The 22,080-nt window shown below is 68.7% G+C and carries 22 protein-coding genes; 16 read left to right on the forward strand and 6 right to left on the reverse strand.

Annotation, left to right across the window (positions count from 1 at the left end):
* Positions 1–2 precede the first annotated feature (2 nt).
* The 5 genes from OV287_RS47425 to OV287_RS47445 all read left to right on the forward strand — a co-directional run bounded on the left by OV287_RS47425 (position 3) and on the right by OV287_RS47445 (position 4,818).
* The gene (locus OV287_RS47425; RefSeq protein ID WP_267540676.1) at positions 3–881 is read left to right on the forward strand and encodes a DUF58 domain-containing protein; all 879 of its coding nucleotides are present in this window, start codon (positions 3–5) and stop codon (positions 879–881) included.
* Positions 878–2,980 (forward strand): BatA domain-containing protein, encoded by a 2,103-nt coding sequence (locus OV287_RS47430; protein ID WP_267540677.1) that lies wholly within the window; start codon positions 878–880, stop codon positions 2,978–2,980. Before OV287_RS47425 ends, OV287_RS47430 begins: the two co-directional genes overlap by 4 nt.
* An 83-nt stretch (positions 2,981–3,063) precedes the next feature.
* Positions 3,064–3,774 carry a SitA6 family polymorphic toxin lipoprotein gene (sitA6, locus tag OV287_RS47435; protein WP_267540678.1) on the forward strand — a complete coding sequence of 237 codons (711 nt, stop codon included), beginning with the start codon at positions 3,064–3,066 and terminating at the stop codon, positions 3,772–3,774.
* Between the two features lie 28 nt (positions 3,775–3,802).
* Entirely contained in the window at positions 3,803–4,528 is a 726-nt protein-coding gene (sitI6, locus tag OV287_RS47440) for a SitI6 family double-CXXCG motif immunity protein (protein WP_267540679.1), read from the forward strand.
* Between the two features lie 92 nt (positions 4,529–4,620).
* Complete coding sequence (locus OV287_RS47445; RefSeq protein ID WP_267540680.1) at positions 4,621–4,818, forward strand: hypothetical protein; 198 nt, start codon at positions 4,621–4,623, stop codon at positions 4,816–4,818.
* Positions 4,819–4,833: 15 nt separating this feature from the next.
* Here OV287_RS47445 and OV287_RS47450 read toward each other — a convergent pair whose 3' ends face one another.
* Positions 4,834–5,241: a response regulator gene (locus tag OV287_RS47450; RefSeq protein WP_267540681.1), complete on the reverse strand. Its 408-nt coding sequence runs from the start codon at positions 5,239–5,241 to the stop codon at positions 4,834–4,836.
* Between the two features lie 124 nt (positions 5,242–5,365).
* On the opposite strand from OV287_RS47450, the gene OV287_RS47455 reads away from it, so the two are divergent.
* Both OV287_RS47455 and nagZ read left to right on the forward strand, forming a co-directional pair.
* Positions 5,366–7,003 carry a CocE/NonD family hydrolase gene (locus OV287_RS47455; protein ID WP_267540682.1) on the forward strand — a complete coding sequence of 546 codons (1,638 nt, stop codon included), beginning with the start codon at positions 5,366–5,368 and terminating at the stop codon, positions 7,001–7,003.
* Positions 7,004–7,157: 154 nt separating this feature from the next.
* Complete coding sequence (nagZ, locus tag OV287_RS47460; protein ID WP_267540683.1) at positions 7,158–8,261, forward strand: beta-N-acetylhexosaminidase; 1,104 nt, start codon at positions 7,158–7,160, stop codon at positions 8,259–8,261.
* A gap of 89 nt (positions 8,262–8,350) precedes the next feature.
* Here nagZ and OV287_RS47465 read toward each other — a convergent pair whose 3' ends face one another.
* The 4 genes from OV287_RS47465 to OV287_RS47480 form a co-directional block, all read right to left on the reverse strand.
* Complete coding sequence (locus OV287_RS47465) at positions 8,351–8,821, reverse strand: hypothetical protein (protein ID WP_267540684.1); 471 nt, start codon at positions 8,819–8,821, stop codon at positions 8,351–8,353.
* An 83-nt stretch (positions 8,822–8,904) separates the two neighbouring features.
* Positions 8,905–9,420 carry a hypothetical protein gene (locus OV287_RS47470; protein WP_267540685.1) on the reverse strand — a complete coding sequence of 172 codons (516 nt, stop codon included), beginning with the start codon at positions 9,418–9,420 and terminating at the stop codon, positions 8,905–8,907.
* A 213-nt stretch (positions 9,421–9,633) separates the two neighbouring features.
* Positions 9,634–10,284 (reverse strand): thioredoxin-dependent thiol peroxidase, encoded by a 651-nt coding sequence (gene bcp, locus OV287_RS47475; protein WP_267540686.1) that lies wholly within the window; start codon positions 10,282–10,284, stop codon positions 9,634–9,636.
* Positions 10,285–10,338: 54 nt separating this feature from the next.
* Entirely contained in the window at positions 10,339–10,722 is a 384-nt protein-coding gene (locus OV287_RS47480; protein ID WP_267540687.1) for a hypothetical protein, read from the reverse strand.
* Between the two features lie 51 nt (positions 10,723–10,773).
* Between OV287_RS47480 and OV287_RS47485 the strand changes: the two genes are divergently transcribed.
* Positions 10,774–11,415, forward strand: coding sequence for a hypothetical protein (locus OV287_RS47485; RefSeq protein WP_267540688.1), 642 nt, complete (start codon positions 10,774–10,776; stop codon positions 11,413–11,415).
* A gap of 130 nt (positions 11,416–11,545) precedes the next feature.
* Here OV287_RS47485 and OV287_RS47490 read toward each other — a convergent pair whose 3' ends face one another.
* Entirely contained in the window at positions 11,546–12,880 is a 1,335-nt protein-coding gene (locus OV287_RS47490; protein WP_267540689.1) for a response regulator, read from the reverse strand.
* Positions 12,881–12,996: 116 nt separating this feature from the next.
* On the opposite strand from OV287_RS47490, the gene OV287_RS47495 reads away from it, so the two are divergent.
* The 8 genes from OV287_RS47495 to OV287_RS47530 all read left to right on the forward strand — a co-directional run bounded on the left by OV287_RS47495 (position 12,997) and on the right by OV287_RS47530 (position 22,067).
* Complete coding sequence (locus tag OV287_RS47495; protein WP_267540690.1) at positions 12,997–13,380, forward strand: MXAN_6627.5 family MYXO-CTERM protein; 384 nt, start codon at positions 12,997–12,999, stop codon at positions 13,378–13,380.
* Positions 13,377–14,417 (forward strand): class I SAM-dependent methyltransferase, encoded by a 1,041-nt coding sequence (locus OV287_RS47500; protein WP_267540691.1) that lies wholly within the window; start codon positions 13,377–13,379, stop codon positions 14,415–14,417. Before OV287_RS47495 ends, OV287_RS47500 begins: the two co-directional genes overlap by 4 nt.
* Before the next feature lie 102 nt (positions 14,418–14,519).
* Positions 14,520–15,815: a UbiA family prenyltransferase gene (locus OV287_RS47505; RefSeq protein WP_267540692.1), complete on the forward strand. Its 1,296-nt coding sequence runs from the start codon at positions 14,520–14,522 to the stop codon at positions 15,813–15,815.
* Positions 15,816–15,823: 8 nt separating this feature from the next.
* Complete coding sequence (locus OV287_RS47510; protein WP_267540693.1) at positions 15,824–16,561, forward strand: SDR family oxidoreductase; 738 nt, start codon at positions 15,824–15,826, stop codon at positions 16,559–16,561.
* Between the two features lie 175 nt (positions 16,562–16,736).
* Positions 16,737–18,536, forward strand: coding sequence for a methyl-accepting chemotaxis protein (locus OV287_RS47515; protein ID WP_267540694.1), 1,800 nt, complete (start codon positions 16,737–16,739; stop codon positions 18,534–18,536).
* Positions 18,537–18,788: 252 nt separating this feature from the next.
* On the forward strand, positions 18,789–19,133 hold the full coding sequence (locus OV287_RS47520; protein WP_267540695.1) for an acyl carrier protein: 345 nt from the start codon (positions 18,789–18,791) through the stop codon (positions 19,131–19,133).
* Positions 19,130–20,191 carry a type III polyketide synthase gene (locus OV287_RS47525; RefSeq protein ID WP_267540696.1) on the forward strand — a complete coding sequence of 354 codons (1,062 nt, stop codon included), beginning with the start codon at positions 19,130–19,132 and terminating at the stop codon, positions 20,189–20,191. The genes OV287_RS47520 and OV287_RS47525 overlap by 4 nt, the downstream gene beginning before the upstream one ends.
* Positions 20,192–20,225: 34 nt before the next feature.
* Complete coding sequence (locus tag OV287_RS47530; protein WP_267540697.1) at positions 20,226–22,067, forward strand: fatty acyl-AMP ligase; 1,842 nt, start codon at positions 20,226–20,228, stop codon at positions 22,065–22,067.
* Positions 22,068–22,080: the final 13 nt, after the last annotated feature.

Genomic DNA, 22,080 nt, shown 5'->3' on the forward strand with positions numbered 1-22,080 from the left:
GCATGATGCTGGACTCCCAGACACTGGCCCGGCTGCAGGGCGTGAAGCTGCGCGCCCGCGCGGTGATGGAGGGGGTGCTGTCCGGCCTCCACAAGAGCCCTCACCAGGGCCAGAGCGTGGAGTTCGCCGAGCACAAGGAGTACGCGCCCGGTGACGAGCTGCGCCACCTGGACTGGAAGGCCTACGGCAAGTTCGACAAGTACTACGTCAAGCGCTTCGAGCACGAGACGAACCTGCGCGCGGTGATGGTGGTGGATGCGTCCGCCTCCATGGGCTACCGCAGCGGCGCGCTCTCCAAGCTGGAGGTGGCCACCACGCTGGCCGGCGCGCTGTGCTACCTGCTGGTGCGCCAGCAGGACGCCGCGGGCCTCGCGGTGATGACGCACGGGCGCATCCAGGATGTGCCTCCGCGCGCCTCGGCCGGCCACCTCAACGTGCTGCTGGACGCGCTCGAGCACACCTCGCCCAACGGCGGCACGAACCTCATCTCCGCCGCGGACCACCTCGCCGAGGTGCTCCCGCGCCGCTCCTCCGTCGTCGTGCTGTCGGACTTCCTCGACGAGAACCAGGAAGCGCTCAAGCGGATACTCGCGCTGCGCCAGCGCAAGAACGACGTGTCGGTGTTCCACCTGGTGGACCCGGCCGAGCTGACCTTCCCCTTCGATGACCCTACGCTCTTCCTGGACATGGAGGGCGAGGGCCGCATCGAAGTGAATCCGCGGGAAATCAAGGAGAGCTACCTGGAGGAGTTCGGAGCCTTCCTGGCGAACGTGAAGTCGGCCTGCGCGGAGGCGGACGTGGACTACGAGTTGGTGCGCACCGACGAGCGGCTGGACGACGTGCTGCTGCGCTTCCTGGGCAAGCGCGGGAGGCGCCGGTGACCTTCGCACACCCGTGGATGCTGCTGGGCGCCCTGGCGGCCTTCATTCCGCTGCTCATCCACCTCTTCGACCGACGGCGGCCCCGGCCCCATCCCTTCGGGCCGCTGGCCTTCGTGCTGCGCAGCCAGAAGCGCACCGCGAGCCGGCTCAAGCTCAAGCGGCTGCTGCTGTACACGCTGCGCACGCTGATTCTGCTCGCGCTGCCGGTGGCGCTGGCGCGGCCGGAGCTGAAGCGGGATACAGAGGCAGCTGCGGTGGTGAAGGGCCCGGCGGCCACGGCCATCGTGCTGGACGCCTCGCTGTCCATGCGCTGGTCGGACGGGACCTCGCTCTTCGAGCGCGGCCGGGACGAGGCGCGCGACGCACTGGCGGACCTGCGGCCCGAGGAGCCGGCGACAGTGCTGGTGTGCACGGGCTCGCCCCTGCCGCCCGCGGCGCCGGGATTTGATCGCTCGAAGCTGCGCCAGGTGATTGACGAGGCCCAGCCCACGTATGGGGCGGCGGACCTGTCGCGCTGCCTGGACCTGGCGGCGCGCTCGTTGGAGGAGAGCCCCATGGAGGGCAAGCGCCTGGTGGTGGTGTCGGACCTGACGGCCGGCTCCATGCGCCTGGAGGCGCCAACGCCCACGGTGAAGGGCCCCACGGGCGAGGCGGTGCGACCCGAGGTGGTGCTGCGCGACGCGGCCAACGGCAAGGACGCCCTGCCCAACCACGCGCTGGTGGACCTGAAGGTGGAGCCGGCGCTGCAGGCGGGCCCGCGCGCCTTCCTGTTCACCTTCACGGTGAAGAACTTCTCGGAGACGCCGCTGAAGGACCTGGAGGCAGCGGTGCGCGTGGGCGAGACCACGGTGGGCAAGGGCTTCGTGGACGTGCCGGCCAACGGCACGGCGCAGAAGTCGCTGACGGTGCGCTTCCAGCAGGGAGGCACCGTGGTGGGCCAGGGGATGCTGACGCCAGACGGGCTGGCCGAGGATGACCGGCGGGCCTTCGTGCTGACGGTGCCGAGGCCATTGAAGGCGCTGGTGGTGAACGGCTCGCCGCACGCCACGCGCTACCGGGACGAGGCCTTCTTCATGGAGGCGGCCCTGTCGGCACCGGGCTCGCCGGTGCAGGTGGCGGTGCGGGACGCGGCGGCCGGGTGGCGCGAGGACCTCACAGGCTACGACCTGGTGTACCTGCTGAACGTGACGGCTCCGGACGAAGGGGATGCGGCGAAGCTACGGGCCTTCGTGGAGAACGGCGGCGGCCTCTTCGTCAGCGTGGGCGACCACGTGGACCCGGAGGCGTACAACACGAGGCTGGGCGCGCTGCTGCCACGCAACCTGCGGCTGGTGCGCACCAGCGTGGAGCGCGATGACCCCGACGCGGACAGCCGGGCGGCGAAGCTGGCGCAGGTGAAGGTGGAGCATCCGCTCTTCGCGCCCTTCACGGGACGCGCCGAGGAGGGCCTCGTGGGGGCTCGCTTCTACCGTTACATGCTGCTGGAGGCCGACGGAAGCGGAGCCACCCAGGGCGCGAGCCAGGTGCTGGCCACGTACGAGGATGGAGCCCCCGCGGTGGCGGTGGCGCGGCGGGGCAAGGGCCGGGTGGCGCTCTTCACCAGTACGGTGGACCGCGACTGGAGCGACTTCCCCATCCGCACCAGCTTCCTGCCGTTGATGCAGCGTTTCGCGGCGTACCTGGCAGGCTCGCTGGAGGAGCGCGAGGAGCAGAAGGTGCGCGTAGGCGAGACGCTCGAGCTGAGGCCCGAGGGCACGCAGAAGGTGACGGCCGTGAAGGCACCGGACGGAGCGGAGGTGCCGCACAAGGCGCAACCGGACGGCACGGTGGTGGTGGGTCCAGTGGAGCAGCCGGGTACGTTCTCGGTGCTGGGCGCGGATGGCCAGCCGGTGAGTGCGCTGGCCTTCGCGGCGACACTCGACCCGGCCGAGAGCGACTTGAGCCGGCTGCCCCAGGACGCGCTGTCGGCGCACTTCGGCGAGGAGACGGTGAAGGCGTCGAGCTCGGATGCGGAGCGCCCGCCCGTGCCGCTGTGGACGTGGCTCATCGTGGCCGCCGCCCTCGCCTTCTTCTTCGAGGGCACCCTGCTCCGAAAGTAGCCCCCCCTCTCCCTCTGGGAGAGGGTTGGGGTGAGGGTCTACCGCTCTCTGCGCCGGGGGAACCGGTACACTTCCGTGCAGCCGTGACCAGACCGCCCCCGCCCCTTCGATCTGTCCTTCTTGCCGTCCTACTGCTGTCCGCGTGCGCTGCTCCTTCACCGGCAACGCACACGTGGGAGGACCCGCAGCGAGACGACCCCACCGCATGCGAAGCCCCGAGCGCTGACCAGTGCGTCGTGCTCGCATGCGACGAGGGCGAATGCGGCGTCTTCAGCTGTGAGGACGTGGACCCGGAGGCCGTGGCACAGGCCTCTCTGGCGCACGGTGCGGAGTTAGCGCGCTATCGCCCGCCCATGCGGAGTCCCAGCACCCAGCGTAACTGGAGGCGCGCGGGGCTTCGGGACGATGCACGGCCCCGGATGACGTTCCATTTCCGCTACCGGCATGGCTTCCTCCCAGCCTTTCCCCGGCTCGAAGGAACGCTGATCAAGCACCACCTGTTCCCCCAGGCGCAGGAGTTCAGGCAATGGTTCAAGAACAGTGGCATTGACGTCCACGCATGGACGATGGCCATCCCAGAGCAGGTGCACCTGCGCATTCATCGTGGCGCGAACGGTGGCCTGTGGAACACGGCATGGCGACAGTTCATGAACGCGAACCTCGGCCGCAGAGTGCCTCCGGAGGAAATGATGCGCAAAGCCTTCGAGCTGGCCTATCGCTTCGACATCGTTGGTCCCATCGTTCCTTACGGTCACCAGGTTGTATCGCCGGGCCCCCAGCTCTTCGCTGACTGATGGCTGAGCGAGTTGGAGGAAGAAACGCTTGAAGTTCTATGAAGTCACAGGCGACGACGCTCCCCGCTATACGGGAAACCTCAACGCCGGACACAAGTGGGGCCTACCCGGCGTGGACTGGTCCCACCCATGTCCGACCTGCCGCCTGGGTGGCGCTCTTGGAGGGCTTCACTATCCCTGCGTGGACATCTCCGTCCTCCCGGAGCGCGAGAAGTTTCATGAACCAGAGCCGGTCCCCTATGAGGAGTTCGTCCGGCTGCGTGAATTGGTACGTCCACTCGCTCCCACCTGGGCCAGGTTGGAACCGGGGGCAGCTTTTGGTCCGGTGGAAGGCTCGGGGTTGGGGTACTTCGGCCAGCTCTTCATGCAGAATCCCTGGACGCTCTACGCGCGCCGCGAGGCGCTCGAGCAATTACAGGAGGCCGGCATGCGCGGCCTCAAGGGCTGCCCCGTCAAGATCCGCTTCCGGCAGAAGAAGCATCCGGAGTTGCTGGAACTGCAACTGGAGTTGCATGGCCAGTTCCATCCTGGGTGCATTCCGCCAGATCACAAGCCCATCTGCCCCTCCTGCGGTAGCCACCAGAACCATCTCCCGAAGAAGTTCTGGCTCGACGCCTCCTCGCTCCCCCAGGACGTAGACGTCTTCCGCTTCCGCGATGCGCCCGGCTGCATCGTCGCCAGCGAGCGACTGGTGGAGGCGGTGAAGCGCCTGGAACTGGATGGCGTGGTGTTCCGGGAAGTAGAGGTCCGCTGAGCAAATCGCTCGGATAATCCACCTGTAATTCGGCGGCGGAGTCCGCATCTCCGGCTGCGCTCGGGGCAAATCAATGCCCCCAACGCAGGCACATGCACGACGGCTCACTGGAGACCCTGGAGGACGTGATCGAGCACTACGCACAAGGTGGCCAGGGTCATCCCAATACGGACCCGACGATTCACCCGCTCGAGCTGACCACGCAGGAAAAGGCGGACCTCGTCGCGTTCCTTCACGCGCTCACCGACGAGACCTTCCTCGAGGACCCGCGATTCCAGCCGGCCCATTGAGGAGCACGTGGAGCCTCAGTGGTGGGCCTCCGCGGAGGGCACCAGGGAAGTGGGGGCGGGGAGCGACTCGCTGTGGCTCTCGTCGATCACCAGCGCCACGGCGTCCTCGAACTCTTCCAGCGGGCTGCTCTTGGAGAGGACCATGCGGACGCCCGGGAGGCGGGGTGCCCGCCTGGTGCTGTGCAGGATGATGGGGACCCCCTTGAGCTCCGGCTCCTGGAGCAGGTGCTGGCAGAGCTCGACCCCATCCATGCGAGGCATCATCCAGTCCGTTACAACCAGGTCCGGGCGATGCTGGTGGGCCTTCTCCAGGGCTTCCATGCCATCGTGCGCCTGGACGACCTCGTACCCCATGACCTCCAGCACGTCGGTGTAAAGCTCCATCAGGTCCGGCTCGTCATCGACCAGTAGAATTGTGCTCACGGTGGCATCCTCACTTTCCGGAGCGCCCTGACCTGGATGGTAATCTCGCGCCCCTCATATAGAGAGGAGTCGCCCTCACTTCAGGTGTGACCGGGTGCTCGGCGGGGTGTCATCATGAGCGGCCATGACGCTCGCCAGCCGCTTCCTCGCTCGTCTCCTGGAGCTTCCCCCCGCGGACACCCATGACGTTGCTGTCGAGCGGGACCTCGAAGTGCCGATGCCCGATGGCATCAAGCTACTGGCCGATCGCTATGCCCCTCGTCATGGCGGCAAGCTTCCGACGATCCTCGTACGCTCTCCCTATGGTCGGCGGGGCATCTTCGGCCTCCAGTACGGAAGGCTCTTCGCCGAGCGCGGCTTCCAGGTGCTCGTTCAAAGCGTGCGCGGAACCTTCGGCTCGGGTGGACAGCTCGATCCCTTCCGGAACGAGAAGGCCGATGGTCTGGCCACCATCGAGTGGATGAAGCAGCAGGACTGGTTCTCCGGCGAGTTCGCCATGCACGGCGCCAGCTATCTGGGCCTCGTGCAATGGGCGCTCGCCCGTGACGCAGGGCCCGGCTTGAAGGCACTGGTCGCCCATGAGACCGCATCCGAGTTCCGCAGTCAGACCTACGCGGGCGGCGCCTACTCGCTCGACACCACGCTGTCCTGGGTGCATCTCGTCCGCAACCAGGAGAAGACCGGGCTGCAAGCCAGCCTCACCCGGCTCGGCGCGGCCCGTAAGCTCAAGCCCCTCTTCCGGCACCTGCCCTTGAACGAGGTGGACGCGCTGGCCACTGGCGAGCGGGTGCCCTTCTTCCAGGACTGGCTCGAGCACGGCGCTCCGGAAGATCCGTGGTGGAACGCCGCGGACTTCAGCGGCTCGCGCTCGGAGCTCACCGCACCGGTCCATCTGATTGGCGGCTGGTACGACATCTTCCTGCCGTGGCAGGTGAGCGATTACACCGCACTCCAGAGGGCCGGGCGCGCGCCCTACCTGACCATCGGGCCGTGGACCCACGTCTCCCCCGAAGGCTTTGTGGTCGCCGCGCGCGAGTCACTGGTATGGCTCAAGGCTCACCTCAAGGGAGACCGGAGCCAGCTGCGCGAGGCACCCGTGCGCGTCTTCGTCATGGGCGCCAACACCTGGCGCGACTTCTCCGAGTGGCCTCCGCCGGGCATCCAGACGCGGCGCTGGCACCTGCAACCGGGCCGGGGCCTCTCACAAGCGACGCCCGCGACCTCGGGGCCTGATCGCTACCGCTACGACCCCGCCGCCCCCACGCCCTCGCTGGGAGGCGCGCTCCTGACGCGGGAGGCGGGAGCACGAGACAACCGCGAGTTGGAGTCGAGGTCAGACGTCCTCACGTACACCAGTGCACCGCTGGAGAAGGACCTGGAGGTCATCGGCCCCGTCCAAGCCGAGCTCTTCGTCCGCTCCAGCCTGCCGCACACCGACTTCTTCGCGCGCCTGTGCGATGTGGAGCCCTCGGGCAGATCCATCAACCTCTGCGACGGGTTGCTGCGCCTCGTGCCGGGCAAGCCCTCCGCCGGGCCTGATGGAACCCTGCGCATCACCATCGACTTGTGGCCCACCGCCCATCGCTTCCTGGCGGGCCATCGCATCCGGCTCCAGGTCTCCAGCGGAGCGCATCCCCGGTTCGCCCGCAACCCTGGCACCGGCGAGCCGCTCGCCACCGCGAAGACACTCGTGCCCGCGGACCAGGCTGTCTTTCATGACCCCGCGCATCCCTCTGCCCTCCTCCTTCCCGTCATGGGCTGAGAGCCCTTCCGCCAGCAGGGGGGCTGGCCCGCCCGCCGCCCCTCCTCCCGAGTGCGGCATTCCTGACGAATGAGCAGGCAGCCACGTGTGGAGGCAGGCATCCGTCACGCTCTTCCCTCCCCGTGGAGCGGACGGCGTGAGAAGGTACGAGCCTATGAGCAACGCTCTCTACCGGGATTGTGCCCGGCTCTTCATGGTGGGCTTCCCCGGCACCCGCATCGACGACGACTTCGCCGCGCTGATGGATGACGGCATCTTCGGCGCCATCCTCTTCAAACGGAACGTAGGTACCGCGCAGGAGACGGCCTCTCTGTGCCGCGACATCAAGTCGCGCGCGCGCCGGCCCTTCATCCTCTCGGTGGACCAGGAGGGCGGACGGGTGGCCCGACTGCGCGGCGCGCCCTTCACCGCCCTGCCCCCCATGCGCGAGCTGGGTCAGCGCGGCGACGTGGCCCTCATCGAGCGCGTGGGCCGGCTGCTCGCTCACGAGCTGCGTGCGGTGGGCTTCGACTGGGACTTCGCGCCCGTGCTCGACGTGGACACCAACCCCACCAACCCCGTCATCGGCGACCGGAGCTTCAGCCGCGACCCGGACGAGGTGGCGTGCATGGGCGTGGCGCTCGCGCGCGGCCTGGAGGCCGGCGGTGTGGCCTCGTGCGGCAAGCACTTCCCCGGACACGGGGACACCACCTCGGACAGCCACCTGACGCTGCCGCGGCTGCCCCACGACATGGAGCGCCTGCGCCGCGTGGAGCTGGTGCCCTTCCGCGCCTTCGCCCAGGCTGGGCTCGCCTCGCTGATGACGGCGCACGTGCTCTTCGATGCGCTCGACCCGAAGGTGCCCGCCACCATGAGCCATCGCGTGCTCGACGGCGTGCTGCGCCGGGAGCTGGGCTTCGACGGCGTGCTGGTGAGCGATGACCTGGAGATGAAGGCCATCGCGGACAACTACTCGGTGGAGGAGGCCGCGGTGCAGGGCACGCTGGCCGGCGTGGACCTCTTCCTCGTCTGCCACCGGGCGGACCTGCAGCGGCGGTGCATCGAGGCACTGGTGCGCGCGGTGGAGTCCGGCCGCGTGCCGCGCGCGCGCATCGACGAGGCCCACCGCCGCCTGGCCCGCCTCGAGGCGCGCTTCGCTCACGGCCCCGAGGACCGGCTGGCCACGCTCGGTGACGCTGAGCACCGCGCGCTCTCCGAGGGGCTCGCCAGCGGCTTCAACGGGAAGGACCCCACCGAAGTCATGCTGGCGTCCCGGTAGTCTTGGTCCGAGCCGCGGGCAGGTGTCACCGCACAGGTCCCTAAAGGCCCGTGTGAGTCGCCTCCCGTCCCGTGTCGCGGGTGGATGACCTACTTCCGAGTGTTGGGCTTCGTGGGCTTGTTCTTGCCCTCAGCCCCCTTCTCCTCGTAGAGCGGGCCGCCCTCGGGGCCTTGAGCGGGCGGAGTGGAGCCGCTGCCGCCCAGTCCTTGCTCCGCCCCCAGCAGCGCCCGCTCCCCGGCGTCCATCCGAAGGGAGCGGCCTTGAACGCCGTCCGCCTCGGGAGTGCGAGGGTCGATGCTGGTGGGGATGTCCCGAATGGTGCCGTTGTAGCCGGCCTGCTCCGCGGGCCGCACGAAGCCGGGGGCGACCGCATAGGTGTTCCCCTGTTGCGGAAGGGCTCCGCACGCCGAAACCAGCCACGAGGCCGAGGCCAGCGCCCCCAACACCATCCACCGTTTGAAACCGCTGTCGTGCATGTCCGTCTCCCGGAACCACGTCTGGCGCTCTCGCCCCTCGCGGGGTGCGAGGGCGGAGCACGCCGCGTCATCAGGGATGGGCACCCGGCGGCTTCCGGGCTACCGAGCGGGTCTCTGTCGAGCGCCCGCTCGTCCGGCCGCCCTCCAGCGCGGGTACCGGGCTCTCGTCACTGATCATCCGGTGCCGGAGGCTGGCCGATCTGCCCCTTGGGCGCCTGCTGGCCTTCGCCGGATGGCTCGTTGGGGAGCGACGGCGCGCCCGTGGGCTGCTCCCGCGGCTCGATGGAACTGCCCGAGGTGGAGACCGACGTAGCGAGGCCAGAGCCCATCTCGACGCCACGAGTGCCCTGGACCCAGGCGCCATTGGGGCCCACCCGCAGCGGCTTGCCCGTCCCGAGCTCCAGGGCCACCAGGCCATCGAGCTGAGGCGGCGGATACGGAACGCGCATGTCCTGCTTCAACCAGAGGTTGGATTGCGCCTGCTTGGACGACTCGTTGTCTGCGGGCTTCGCATCCGCCTCACCGGCGCCACCTGTGCCCTGTTGCGTCTGCTCGGAGTAGTAGTCGTCCTGGGCCACCAAGGACCCCTTGCGCCCGTAGTCATAGGGGTTGCTGCACCCGGCGAGCAGCGCCGCGCCAGCGAACGCGCCGAGCAGCACCAGCTTCATCCCCGTCTTCCGCATGACCGCCTCCCTGTCGTCGTGCCTTGTAAGGACAGGGGTGCACATGCACAGAGGAGACCGGTAGCCGCGAGCAGGCGGGCAAGGGCTGCTTGCCCGTACGGAGACGGACGGAGGGGGCTCTGGCGCACCGGCTGGAAGCAGGGGGGCTCGATACCCTCACCCCGTCCCTCTCCCGGGGGGCGAGGGGAAGGATGCTCGCTCCGTGTCCGGGGACTACCGGCGCACGGTCGACTTCTTCGCCGCCGACTTCTTCGCCGCCGGCTTCTTCGTCGCGGCCTTCTTCACCACGGTCCTGCCCGCTGGAGCCGCCTTCTTCGCGGACACCTTCTTCGTGGCGCTCTTCTTCCGAGCCGGCTCCGCCGCCGCCCCACTTGCTCCAGTCTTCTCCCCCTCGGGTGCGCCGCCCTGGAGCGACTGGAGGATCTCCTGCACGTGGCCCTGCACCTTCACCTTCGGCCAGACCCGGGCCACCTTGCCCTCGGTGTCGATGAGGAAGGTCGCGCGCGTCACGCCCATGAACTTCCGGCCGTACAGCGACTTCTCGCCCCACACGCCATAGGCGTCGCACACCTTGCGCTCGGTGTCCGCGAGCAGCGGGAAGGGCAGCGAGTACTTCGTGGCGAACTTCAGGTGGCTCTTCGTGTCGTCCGGCGACACGCCCAACACCACCGCCCCCGCCGCCTGCAGCGCCGAGTGCTCGTCCCGGAAGTCGCACGCCTCCCGCGTGCAGCCCGAGGTGTCATCCTTCGGGTAGAAGTAGAGGACGACGTTCTTCCCTCGCAGCTTCGAGAGCTTCACGTCGTTGCCGTTCTGGTCCTGCAGCTGGAAATCGGGAGCCGGATTGCCTGTCTGGGGAATGGGCATAGGTGCGCCCTTGGATAACCCAATCGCACGCCTTCGCAAGCCCCACTTTTCCGGTCACCTTCCGCCGTCGGCGTTTTCGGGGTGCGGGTGCATGGGGTGGCCGTGCTCGTCCAGCGAGGTGGATCCCCCCTCCGGCACACCGGGCCTCGACAGCGGGCGGCGTGGCAGCGGGGTGCTCCTCAGCTCCCGGAGTCGGGTGAGCCGCCGCTGGGCCTCCGCATAGGCCTTGGAGTCCGGCGGCACCTTCTCCAGCTCGCTGATGACCGCATCCCAGGCAGGGTCCTTCGGAGGAACTCCGCGCTCGACCAGCTCGGCGTGCTTCGCCTCGGCGCGCGCGAGCTGCTCGGGCCCCTTGTCCCGCTTGCAGGCCCCCAGCGTCACCAGGAGGCTCAGCAGGAGCGGCACCACGACCCGACGGCTTCGGTAGCTAGAAGACACGTGCAACCCTCCTGCTGGCCTCGGACACGAAGGGCGGATAGGGTGCTCCCCGTGTCTCCCCTCTTCTTCGCATTCCTCTTCGGTCTCGGCCAGGGCCTGCTCCACGCGGTAGGGCCCGACCACTGCGCCGCCATGGCCACGCTCGGTACACTGGGGCCCTCCCGGCGCCGTGCCACCCTGCTCGTCGCGCTGCGCTTCGCCATCGGGCATGCGGCAGTCCTCGGCGGGGTCGCCACCTTCTGCCTCCTGGCCGGCGTGGGCCTCTCCGAGACCTTCGAGCGCTGGGCGGAGATCTTCGGCGGCGCGGTGCTGGTCGCGCTCGCCGTCACCGCCTTCCTCTTCCCCAACGTGCTGCGCCACGGCCACCCTCACCTGCCCGGCCACACGCATGAGCCGCACTCCCACATGCACGACCAGGTGAGCACCGCCGCCGGTGCCCTCATGGCCGTCAGCGGGGTGCGCTCGCTGCTGCTCGCCCTGCCCCCACTGCTCGTGGGTGGCAGCATGCAGTCCTCCGGGTGGACGTACCTGCCCGGCTTCGCATTCGGCATCCTGCTGGGAATGGGCGCGGTGGGCCTCCTCTTCGCCGAGGGCCTCGCCCGCCTGAGCTCCAACATCGCCGAGCGGCTCCAGCGCTTCGTGGCCGTCGCCTCCGCCGCACTCGGCCTGTTCTGGATCGCCAGCCGCTTCTGAGTTTCCCTCTCCCGCTGGGAGAGGGTCAGGGTGAGGGTTTGCCCTGCCCGGTGTGTCCGCAACCCAGGCGACGACCCTCAACCCCCGCCCTCTCCCAGCGGGAGAGGGTGCATGCGCGACCCGGGTTCTTCTACTGACTATTGGTGCGCTGCTCGAGGATGCCCAGCGACATCATCGACACCAGGAAGCCGTAGACGACCTGGTCGGGACGGTTGGCGTACGCGAGCAGCTCCGCCACGGTGCGGTTGCCGTCGATCTTCGGCAGCAGCTCCGCCTCCCACCGCTCCAGCTCCACCTCGTGCAGCTGGTAGGCCGGGGCCACGGCGGGGATGAGCCGGTCCTCGGGCCGCAGCATGCGGCGCAGGCGCTCGGGCTTGTAGAGCTTCTTGATGCCGCGGACGATGAGGTTCGCCGGGTGCACGTCCAGCTTGATGGACTCGGCGGTGGCCTTCTCCTTGAAGCTCATCACGTAGGTGCCGTCTTCCCACGAGAAGAGCGAGTAGATGATGGCCTTCACCTGCTGGCCCACGTAGTACAGGCGCTCGGTGTCCTTGAGCAGGCTGCGCTCCACCAGCACGTCGCCGGTGCGCCGGTTGTTCGCGGTGGCCACCGACGCGGCGTCCTCGAGCTGCTCGGGCTTGATCTTCCCCACGCGCACGAGGAACTGGCCGAAGCGGTCCGCCAGCAGGTTGGAGAGGGCGAACACCGGGGTGCCGCGCTCGAAGTAGACGACCTTGCGCACCTTGCCGCGCTGCACGCCCAGCTCGCCCGTCTCGCGCGCCAGGTAGAAGGCGGTGAGGAGCGAGGGCAGGTTGTCCTTGAGCTCGCCGCGGCGCTGGCCTGGCCCCCCCGAGCCCACGGGCATGGGGTCTGGCGGACGGCCCGGCACGGGCGGGCGCACCAGGGTTGCGGCCACCTTGTGCAGCGGGGTGGCGGTGAGGTTGGCGCCGCGGATTTCGGCGGTGAGGTTGTCGCCGCCCGTCACCTTGATGCGGCCCGTCAGCTCCATCGCGTCCTGGGGCCCCTCCTCCTCGACGTCGATGTCGAGCTCCACGTCGAAGGCGTCCTGCATGGACGTGGGAGAGGGGGCCTGCTTCTGGGTGGGCACCAGCTTCTGCACCGCCTCCAGGAGCTTGGCGGCCTCGAAGGGCTTCTCGAAGTAGCCGGCGGCCGCGTACTTCTGGCGGGCCTCCATGGCGTGCTTGCCGCCCTTGAAGACGCCAGTGATGAAGATGAGCGGGAGCTGGGGCTGGTCCTTCCGGAGCGCGTCCGCCAGGTGGTAGCCCATCATGTCGGGCAGCAGGATATCGAGCACGGCCACCGCAGGGGGTTGGGCACGCGAGACCTCGACTGCCTGCTTGCCCTTGGTCGCGCCCACCACCTCGTAGCCTGCATCTTCGAAGAGCTGGGTGAGGAGCGTGAGCAGCTCCTGGTTGTCATCGACGACGAGGATTCGGGGAGCCATCGCGCGCACACCCTAGCCAAAAGCCCGTCCGTTCGTAAGAGCTTGATGCAGCGAAGGATGCATCCCGGCTGCCAGGCGGATAGGTTGGGGTCCCCCCAGCCGTCGAGATCCACCCCATGAAGTCCTCCCACCTGACCCGTCGCATCGTGTCGTGCCTGGGCCTCACCCTGGCCCTGCTACTCCCCCTAGCGGTCCACGCACAGGACGCGGGCACCCGGGATGCGGGGAGCGTGTATGACGTCCCGGACGCCTCGGTGGGCAGCGGAGGAGCGGACCGCGACAACGAGGAGAACGAGGACGGCCGGCCCGGGGGAGCCTGCCGCAGCAGTCACGAATGCCCGTCGCGCTTCAGCTGTACGCAGGGTGCGTGCCGCTACACGGGCATCCGCCAGGCCGAGCGCGTGGGCTGTCTGCTGGGCCCCGAGGACAGCCTGGCGGTGGTGGGGCTGGGGCTGGGCCTGGTGGTGGCAGCGCGGCGGCGCGGCCAGGAGGGACGATGAGGCTCGGACTCAAGGCGGACAACCTTCTGGAGCGGGTGGCGGACTGGCTGAACCTGGCGCCCCAGCCGCTGGCGCACGCCTTCTTCGGGATGATGGCATCGCGCACGCTGATGGCCGGGGAACGTCTGGGCGTGTTCGCGGCGCTGGCCGATGGCTCGGCCACGGTGGAGGAGCTGGCGGCGCGGCTGAAGCTGTCGCCCGAGGGCACGCGCGCGCTGATGGAGGCGCTGGAGGCGTGTGACGCGGTGGAGCGCAAGAAGGGCCGCTACCGGATGGCGGACCGGGCCCGGCGCTGGTTGGATCCGCGCTCGCCGCAGTACGTCGGCGGCTTCCTGGACTTCAACTACACCCAATGGGAGTGGTGGAGCCACATGGAGGAGGCCGTGCGCACGGGAGAGTCGGTGGACATCCACCGCTTCGCCCCGGACGACCCGCGTTGGCGCGCCTACATCCACGCAATGCACCAGATGGCGCGGCTGTCGGCGCCCGAGGTGGTGCGCTCCATCCCGTTGCCCCGGGGAGCGCGGCACGTGCTGGACCTCGGGGGCGCGCACGGCTGGTTCGCCGCGGAGCTGTGCCGCCGCAACCGCGGAGTGAAGGCCACGGTGCTGGACCTGGAGGGCAGCGTGCGGGTGGGGCGAGAAATCATCGCCCAGGCCGGCCTGGCGCACCTGGTGACGCACAAGGAGGGGGACATCCTCGCCTCGGAGCTGGGCGGCCCGTATGACGGCGTGCTCCTCTTCCAGGTGATGCACCACCTGTCGCCCGCGCAGAACGTGGCGCTGCTGCGCCGGGTACGCACCTCGCTGACGCACAAGGGAACGCTGGCGGTGCTGGAGTACCTGCGCGAGGACGTGGAGAAACCGCCGAGCGCCGCCCCGCTCATCGGCCTGCACTACTTCCTCACCTCGAAGGCGGCGGCCTACACGCCGGCGGAGATGGAGGGCTTCCTGGACGACGCGGGCTTCCGCATCGAGAGCACCCGGCCCGTGCGCCACCTGCCCTTGCAGACGCTCATCATCGCCCGGCCCGAGTAGGCCCGGCTGCCCTCTCCGCGGCCATCCATCGGCCCGCGAACAGGCAGTCCCATATAAAAGGAGGCGAGGCCCTCCCCCTGCGCTACCCTGCGCGGCCCGACGATGCAGCCCACCTCCTCCAACGCTCCCGCGCCACAGGACATGCGCCCGCTCGCCGTCGAGCTGGACGGAGTGCTCGCGCGCACGGACACGCTGCATGAGGGCCTGTTGAGGCTGCTCAAGCACCAGCCGTACCTGGCGCCCGTGGTGCTGGGGTGGAGCCTGCGGGGCCAGGCCTTCCTTCGAGCGGAGGTGGCGCGGCGAGTGGAGCTGGACGTGACCCGGCTGCCCTATGACGAGGTGCTGCTGTCACACCTCTCCGAGGAGAAGGCCCGGGGCCGCCGGGTGGTGCTGGCCACGGCCGCGGACCGGCGGGTGGCGGAGGCGGTGGCCGCACACCTGGGCCTCTTCGATGCCATCCACGCCAATGGCGAGCCGCTCGTCGAGCCTCACGAGGAGGCACGCCGGACCGAGCCCTCCAAGCCGCTCCCGCGCACGCTGCTCAAGGCGCTGCGGGTGCACCAGTGGGCCAAGAACGTGCTGCTCTTCGTGCCGCTGCTGGCCGCGCACAAGGCGCTCCAACTGCCCCTGCTGCTCCAGTCGCTGCTGGGCTTCATCTCCTTCAGCCTGTGCGCCTCGAGCGTGTACGTGCTGAACGACCTGCTGGACCTGGACTCGGACCGCCAGCACCCCACCAAGCGGCGGCGCCCCTTCGCGGCGGGAGATCTGCCGGTGAGGGCGGGGCTGTGGATGACGCCGCTGCTGCTGGGCGCGGGCGTGGCATTGGCGCTGCTGCTGCCGAGCTCCTTCCTGGCCCTGCTGGGTACCTACTACGCGGTGACGCTGGCGTACTCGCTGTACCTCAAGCAGGTGATGATGCTGGACGTGCTGGTGCTGGCCGGGCTGTACACGGTGCGCATCTTCGGCGGCTCGCTGGCGGTGGGCGTGCCCACGTCGAGCTGGCTCTTCACCTTCTCCATGTTCCTCTTCCTCTCGCTCGCGCTGGTGAAGCGGCTGAGCGAGGTGCGGCGGCTGCGGCAGGCCAACGAGTCAGCGGCGCCAGGCCGGGGGTACATGGCGGGGGACTACGAGCAGCTCGCCATCCTCGGCGTGTCCAGCGGCTACCTGTCCGTGCTGGTGCTCGCGCTCTACATCACCAGCCGGGAAGTGACGGCGCTCTACGCCCAACCCGAGCGGCTGTGGCTGCTGTGCCCGGTGATGCTGTATTGGGTGGGCCGGGTGTGGCTGCTGGCGCACCGGGGTCAGGTGAACGAGGACCCGTTGGTCTTCGCGTTGAAGGACAAGGTGAGCTACGGGGTGGGGCTCCTCGCCCTGGGCGTACTGCTGGCCGCGACATGAGGGAGTCCATGAAGAAGGTCATCGTCCTCGGCGCCACGAGCGCCATTGCTCGCTCCACGGTGCAGCTGCTGTCATCCCGTGGCGCGTCGCTGTACCTGGTGGGCCGCAACGCCGAGCGGCTGGAGGCCGTCGCCAACGAGGCGCGCTCGCGGGGCGCCGCCAGCGTGTACACCGAGGCGCTGGACCTGGACGACCTCGCCCAGCACGAGGCGTTGGTGGAGCGCGCGACGACGGCGCTCGGAGGGCTGGATGGGGCGCTGCTCGCCCATGGAATCCTGGGCAACCAGGAGGCCGCCCAGCGCTCCTACTCGGAGGCGGAGAAGGTCCTGCGGACCAACTTCCTGAGCGCGGTGTCCCTGCTGACGCCGCTGGCCAACCGCTTCGAGGCCCAGAAGGCAGGCACGCTGGTGGTCATCTCCTCGGTAGCAGGAGACCGGGGGCGGCAGAGCAACTACGTGTACGGCGCCTCCAAGGGCGCGCTGAGCGTGTTCCTCCAGGGGCTTCGCAACCGGCTGGCGCGCTCGGGCGTGGCGGTGGTGACGGTGAAGCCTGGCTTCGTGGACACGCCGATGACGGCCGACATGAAGAAGAACGCCCTCTTCGCCACCCCGGACAAGGTGGCCCGAGGCATCGTCCGGGCGGCGGATGCGGGCAAGGACGAGGTCTACCTGCCCGGCTTCTGGGGCCCCATCATGTTCGCCATCCGCGGCATCCCCGAGCGCGTCTTCAAACGCATGAAGCTGTGATGCACTCAACGGTCTCCATGCCCGAGTGACGGGCGGGCAGGCGACCATCCTACCCCTCACGGTGGGCCCGCTCCCCACCACCGGCTGCTCCTCCAGCACCCTTCGCGCCATGGGAGATGAAAGGTGATAGCGTCCCGCCCGGAGCCCGCGTCCGGCTCCGCCCCGGGCCTCGATCATGGCGTCCTCCAAATCATCGAGCAGCAGCGACCGCTCCCTGCCCAGCCGCATTGACGCACTCATGCGCGCCTGCGCGCTGCCCCTGGCGCCCTTCGTGGCCTACCTGCTGGGCATGGTGCTCGGGCTCGAGGGGGATGAGGTTTCACGCGCGCTCCTGGTGATCCTCCCGCCGACGCTCCTCATCTTCGCGGTCCTCTGCCCGCTGGCCATCATCCACTACCTCGTCGGTGACGCGCTGCGGGTCAACCCGGGCGATCAGCCCGGACTGCGGCTGGTGCGCATCCTCAAGCTGCCCTGGCGCCTGGCCTTCTACAACCTGGTGGGCACCTACGCCGTCGGCGCGACCTTCTTCAGCACGGGCGTCTGCCTGTGGTTCGGCAAGGACATCAAGCTGGCCGTGTGGGGCGGCGCAGTGGGGCTGGCCGTCGGGCTCCTGCTGGCATTCCCCGCTGGCATCGTCATCGAGCGCTGGGTGCAGCCGCTGGCCCTCCAGGAGCAGCAGCGCCACCCCAACCTGCGCGTCCTCAGCGGCGGTTTCTTCTGGGTGCGCCAGTCCTGGTTCCTCCCGTACGCCTTCGCCGTCTGCGTGCTCTCGCTCATCATCCTCGGCGGCGTGGCCGTGGCCGTGCAATCCAACAACGTCCAGCGCCGCTACATCGAGGATCTCCAGGCCGCCGGCCAGCACCAGGCCGCCATCATGATGGAGGGGATGTCCTCCTCGCTCCTCTCCGAGCTGAGCATGCCCGTGGCGGTGCTCGCCTTCCTGCTGCTCACCATCCCCACCGTCTCCGCGTGGATGCTGGCGCGCCGCCAGGAGCGCGGCTCCCTCTCCGTGCTCGAGGCCATCGAGGGCCTCTCCGTCGGCAAGGTGCGCCCGCCCCAGTGGATCTCCACCGATGAGATTGGTGACCTGGCCTTCGGTCTCAACTCCATCGTCCTGCAGCTGAGTGCCCTGCCTCGCACCCTCCAGCAGTCCGCCAACCAGCTCGTGGAGGCCGGTGCCACCCTGCGCAACGCCAACGATGCCCAGCGCCGCGCCCTCACCACGCAGGCCACCGCCATCCAGGAGACCAACGTCACCGCGCAGGAGATCAAACAGACCTCCGACCTCACCGCCACCCGCGCCCAAGAGGTGCTCAACGTGGTGCGGCACGCCGAGGAGCTCAGCCGCGCCGGCACCCAGGCCATCGAGCAGACCATCGCCGGCTTCAGCGCCATCCGCGACTCGGTGTTCGCCATCCGCGGCAAGATGGAGCGGCTGCAGACCAGCGCCGTGCAGATTGGCGAAATCACCCAGACGGTGAAGGACCTGGCGGACCAGTCCAACATGCTGGCGCTCAACGCCGCCATCGAGGCAGTTCGCTCCGGTGAGCACGGCAAGGGCTTCGGCGTGGTCGCCCGCGAAATCCGCTTGCTGGCAGATCAATCCATCCGCGCCACCAGCCGCATCAGCAACATCCTCGACGAGGTGGGCAACGCCATCGGTGACGCCGTCGCCATGACGGACGTGGGTGCCGCCCAGGTCGAGGGCGGTCTGGGCAAGGTGAAGACCTCCGGCGACAGCCTGCTCCAGCTCTCCCTCATGGTGAATGAGAGCTCCGCCGCCGTGACTCAAATCACCGCCGCCGTGAGCCAGCAGAACGCCGGCTTCGCTCAAATCTTCAACGCCATCGCCGACCTGTCGCGCAGCATGGACCAGGCCATGGAGCGGCTGGAGTCCACCCAGGAGGCCGCGCAGACCCTCCAGAAGGTCTCCGCCCAGGTCAGCCAGGTGGCCGGCCAGTACCACGTCGAATAGCCCCACCCTGCCCTACCCTTCAGGACAGGGTACTCCCGGGCTTTTCGTTTTTTTCCGCGATGTACAGGATGAACCCTGCTCCTGGAGGACTACTCCCTCCGTCAGGGCCGTGTAGGTGACGCTTTGCGTCAGACCTACATTCCAGGTTTAAGCGAAAATTCCAGGTTGACTACATGTGCTCCATGCCTGTAATATTCTGTCATCGTTGCACGGGCGAGCCACCAGCAGACTCGCCCTGAGCGGGAGGTCCATATGCACCGGCAGGAGATTCTCGATCACGTCCGCAACATCATCCTGGCGACCAACCAGGGCCTGTTCCCGGACGACGTGAGCGAGTTCGCCTCGATGACGTATGATCTGGGCATGGATTCCTTCCATCTCGAGTCGATGATCTCCCGGCTCAAGGAAGAAGTGGCGGACATCGAGTTCACCCCTTGGTACATCAAGGCCTCGCGCCGCGGTCACGACACCGTGGGCAGCCTGGTGGACTTCATCGACGAGCGGCTGGTGCGCAACGCTCCCGCGGAGCTGCCCGAGGGCAGGGCCACCCACCTCTCCAACGCCGAGCCGCGTGAGCTCGACGTGGAGGTTGCATGAGGCAGGCAGCACCCCTACTGCGCCCCACCCTGCTGTCCATCGCGTCCGCCACGCCCCCGCTCTCGCTCACCCAGGAGGAGATGTACGAAGGGCTGCTCAAGGACTGGTACAAGGACCTTCCGGCAGCGGACCGCATCATCAAGAACACGGGCGTGCGCCGGCGGCACTTCGCGTGGGACCCGCGCGTGGAGCTCAAGAACGGCAACCGCGGCCTGAGCGAGCGCATTCGCGTCTTCGAGCGCGTGGGGCTCGAGGTCACCAGCCAGTCCGTGGAGAAGGCCCTGGGCGACATCGAGCGCTCCAAGGTGGGCGCCTTCACCATGACCACCAACTCGGGCTACTCGGGCCCCGGGTTGGACCTGTTCACGGCCAAGAAGCTGGGGCTGAACTCGAACATCCGCCGCACCTTCGTGGGCCACATGGGCTGCTTCGCGGCCTTCCCGGTGCTGCGCACGGCCATGGACAGCATCGCCGCGCGCCCGGACGAGTACGTCATCGCCAACGCCTCCGAGTACAGCTCGCTGCAGTTCCGCGATGACGCGGACGCGGAGCAGGCCGTCATCATGGGCCTCTTCGGAGATGCGGCGTGCTCGCTGGTGATGGGCAGCGCCCCGGATGGCGAGGGCATTCAGTTCATCCGCTCCCACACCGAGCAGCTCTACGACACGAACGAGCTGATGGGCTGGCACATGTACACCGACGGGTTCAAGATGACCCTGTCGCCGTACGTGCCCTTCGTGCTCGCCGAGCACATTGATGCCTTCCTGGAGAAGCTGCTGGGCCCGGAGAAGCTGGGCAAGGCAGACATCAAGCACTGGCTCATCCACCCGGGCGGGCCGAAGATTCTCGAGGCCATTGCCCGGCAGCTCAAGCTGGACAAGTCGTCCATGCGCGCGAGCTGGCATGTGCTGAGCGAGTTCGGCAACTGCGGCTGCGTCACCGCCCTGCTGGTGCTCGAAGAGGCGTTGAAGACGGACAAGCCCCAGCGCGGCGAGTACGGCGTGATGATGGGATTTGGCCCCGGCCTCACCGTCGAGGGCATGCTGGTCCGTTTCTAAGTCCGAGCCGGTCCTTCACCGAGGTCAGACAGCGATGAGCCAGGAACCGCTGCGCCGCCAGACGGGGTCCGTGCAACTGGGCCCCGGAGTGGAGCGCCACCCCAGCCGAGAGATTGCCCAGCGGGCCCCCACCCGCGCCCACGTGGCACCGGTGAGCACGCTCGCCGAGGCCGTGGTGCACTGGGCGCACACCCGCCCCTCCCAGCCACTCTTCTACTTCGTGGACCTGGAGGAGAAGCTCACCGTCCTCACCGCGGCGGACCTGCACCACACCGCGCTGCGCATCGCCTCCAACCTGTACGCGCGCGGCGTGCGGCAGGGCGACAAGGTGGTGCTCTCCTTCGACACCAGCCCCGAGTTCCTCGAGAGCTTCTTCGCCTGCGGCCTGGTGGGGGCCACGCCTTGCCTCATCGAGCTGCCCTCCTCGAAGGTCTCCGTGCGCGCCTGGGGCGAGCGCCTTCGGGTGAAGCTGCGCCTGCTGGACGCCCGGGCGATGCTCATCGATCCAGACTTCGCGGACCTGGCACACGAGGCCCTGCTGGACTACGCCCCCGAGCTGGAGCACGAGGCCCCCTTCGTGGCCAGCGTGAAGGAGCTGGCGGGCAAGGCCCCTGACTTCGAGCCGCCCACCGCCAACCCCGACGACATCGCCTTCATCCAGTTCACCTCCGGCACCACGGACGCGCCCAAGGGCGTTCAAATCTCCCACCGCGCGCTGTTCGCCAACTGCGCGGCCATGGGGGAGATCAGCCAGTGGGACTCGGATGACCTGATGGTGTGCTGGCTGCCACTGTTCCACGACATGGGACTGGTGGCCTCCACCCTGGCCTCCTTCGTCCACGGGATTCCGACAGCGCTGCTGCCCCCCTTCGGCTTCCTGCTCAAGCCGGTGCGCTGGCTGTGGGCCATTCACTACTTCCGCGCCACCTCGTCCTTCGCGCCCAACTTCGCCTACCAGCTGTGCATCAAGCGCATCAAGGACGCGGAGCTGGAGGGGCTGGACCTGAGCGCGTGGGAGCGGGCCTACAACGCCGCCGAGTTCATCCACGCCGACACCGTGCGCCACTTCACCGAGCGCTTCCAGCCCCACGGCTTCGAGCCGAACACCTGGCGGCCCGCCTACGGCATGGCGGAGATGGTGGTGGGCATCTCCATCCGCGATCGGAACGATCCCCTGCGCCTGGAGACCATCTCCCGCTCGGCGCTGGCCTCGAAGCGGCAGGCCGTCCCGATTCATGAGAGCGGCCCGGATGCGCTCACGGTGCTCAGTGTGGGCCGGGTGCTGCGCGGCATCGACATCCGCATCGTCGACGACGAGGGCCACGTGCTGGGCGAGCGCCAGGAGGGCGAAATCCACCTGCGCGGCACGTCCCTCTTCGGCGGCTACTTCAAGAACCCGGAAGCCACCGACGCAGTGCTGCGCGAGGGCTGGTTGCACACCGGAGACCTGGGCTACCTGGCCGACGGCGAGCTCTTCATCTGCGGACGCAGCAAGGATCTCATCATCAAGGCGGGCGAGAACCACCACCCGTACACCATGGAGAGCGCCGCCGCCCAGGTGGCCGGAGTGCGCGCCGGCTGCGTGGCCGCGGTGGGCGTCAACAACCTCCAGACGGGCACCGAGGACATCGTCATCGTGTGCGAGACCACCGAGACGAAGCCCGAGGTGCTGCGCCAGCAGTGCAAGCACGTGGAGGAGATGGTCTACCAGGGCTCCGGCGTGCGCCCCAACCGCGTCATCCCCGTCGGCCCGCACACCGTGCCCAAGACGACCAGCGGGAAGATCAAACGCGCCTACATCCGCCAGAACATCGAGGCCTTCGAGAGCCTCTCGCTCCTGGTGACGCCTCCGGCCCGCCAGGCCATCGTCCACTGAGGACCGGAATTAC

It is taken from the genome of Archangium lansingense (assembly GCF_026626635.1).
GTDB classification, from domain to species: Bacteria; Myxococcota; Myxococcia; order Myxococcales; family Myxococcaceae; genus Archangium; species Archangium lansingense.

Excerpts from the sequence above, each read along its gene's own strand:
- OV287_RS47510 (WP_267540693.1), top strand. The coding sequence starts at position 15,824 with ATGAAGAAGGTCATCGTCCTCGGCGCCACGAGCGCCATTGCTCGCTCC.
- OV287_RS47515 (WP_267540694.1), top strand. The coding sequence starts at position 16,737 with ATGGCGTCCTCCAAATCATCGAGCAGCAGCGACCGCTCCCTGCCCAGC.
- OV287_RS47470 (WP_267540685.1), bottom strand. The coding sequence starts at position 9,420 with ATGCGGAAGACGGGGATGAAGCTGGTGCTGCTCGGCGCGTTCGCTGGC.
- OV287_RS47500 (WP_267540691.1), top strand. The coding sequence starts at position 13,377 with ATGAGGCTCGGACTCAAGGCGGACAACCTTCTGGAGCGGGTGGCGGAC.
- OV287_RS47445 (WP_267540680.1), top strand. The coding sequence starts at position 4,621 with ATGCACGACGGCTCACTGGAGACCCTGGAGGACGTGATCGAGCACTAC.
- OV287_RS47425 (WP_267540676.1), top strand. The coding sequence starts at position 3 with ATGATGCTGGACTCCCAGACACTGGCCCGGCTGCAGGGCGTGAAGCTG.
- bcp (WP_267540686.1), bottom strand. The coding sequence starts at position 10,284 with ATGCCCATTCCCCAGACAGGCAATCCGGCTCCCGATTTCCAGCTGCAG.
- OV287_RS47520 (WP_267540695.1), top strand. The coding sequence starts at position 18,789 with ATGCACCGGCAGGAGATTCTCGATCACGTCCGCAACATCATCCTGGCG.
- OV287_RS47530 (WP_267540697.1), top strand. The coding sequence starts at position 20,226 with ATGAGCCAGGAACCGCTGCGCCGCCAGACGGGGTCCGTGCAACTGGGC.
- OV287_RS47505 (WP_267540692.1), top strand. The coding sequence starts at position 14,520 with ATGCAGCCCACCTCCTCCAACGCTCCCGCGCCACAGGACATGCGCCCG.
- OV287_RS47455 (WP_267540682.1), top strand. The coding sequence starts at position 5,366 with ATGACGCTCGCCAGCCGCTTCCTCGCTCGTCTCCTGGAGCTTCCCCCC.
- OV287_RS47495 (WP_267540690.1), top strand. The coding sequence starts at position 12,997 with ATGAAGTCCTCCCACCTGACCCGTCGCATCGTGTCGTGCCTGGGCCTC.
- OV287_RS47490 (WP_267540689.1), bottom strand. The coding sequence starts at position 12,880 with ATGGCTCCCCGAATCCTCGTCGTCGATGACAACCAGGAGCTGCTCACG.
- OV287_RS47525 (WP_267540696.1), top strand. The coding sequence starts at position 19,130 with ATGAGGCAGGCAGCACCCCTACTGCGCCCCACCCTGCTGTCCATCGCG.
- nagZ (WP_267540683.1), top strand. The coding sequence starts at position 7,158 with ATGAGCAACGCTCTCTACCGGGATTGTGCCCGGCTCTTCATGGTGGGC.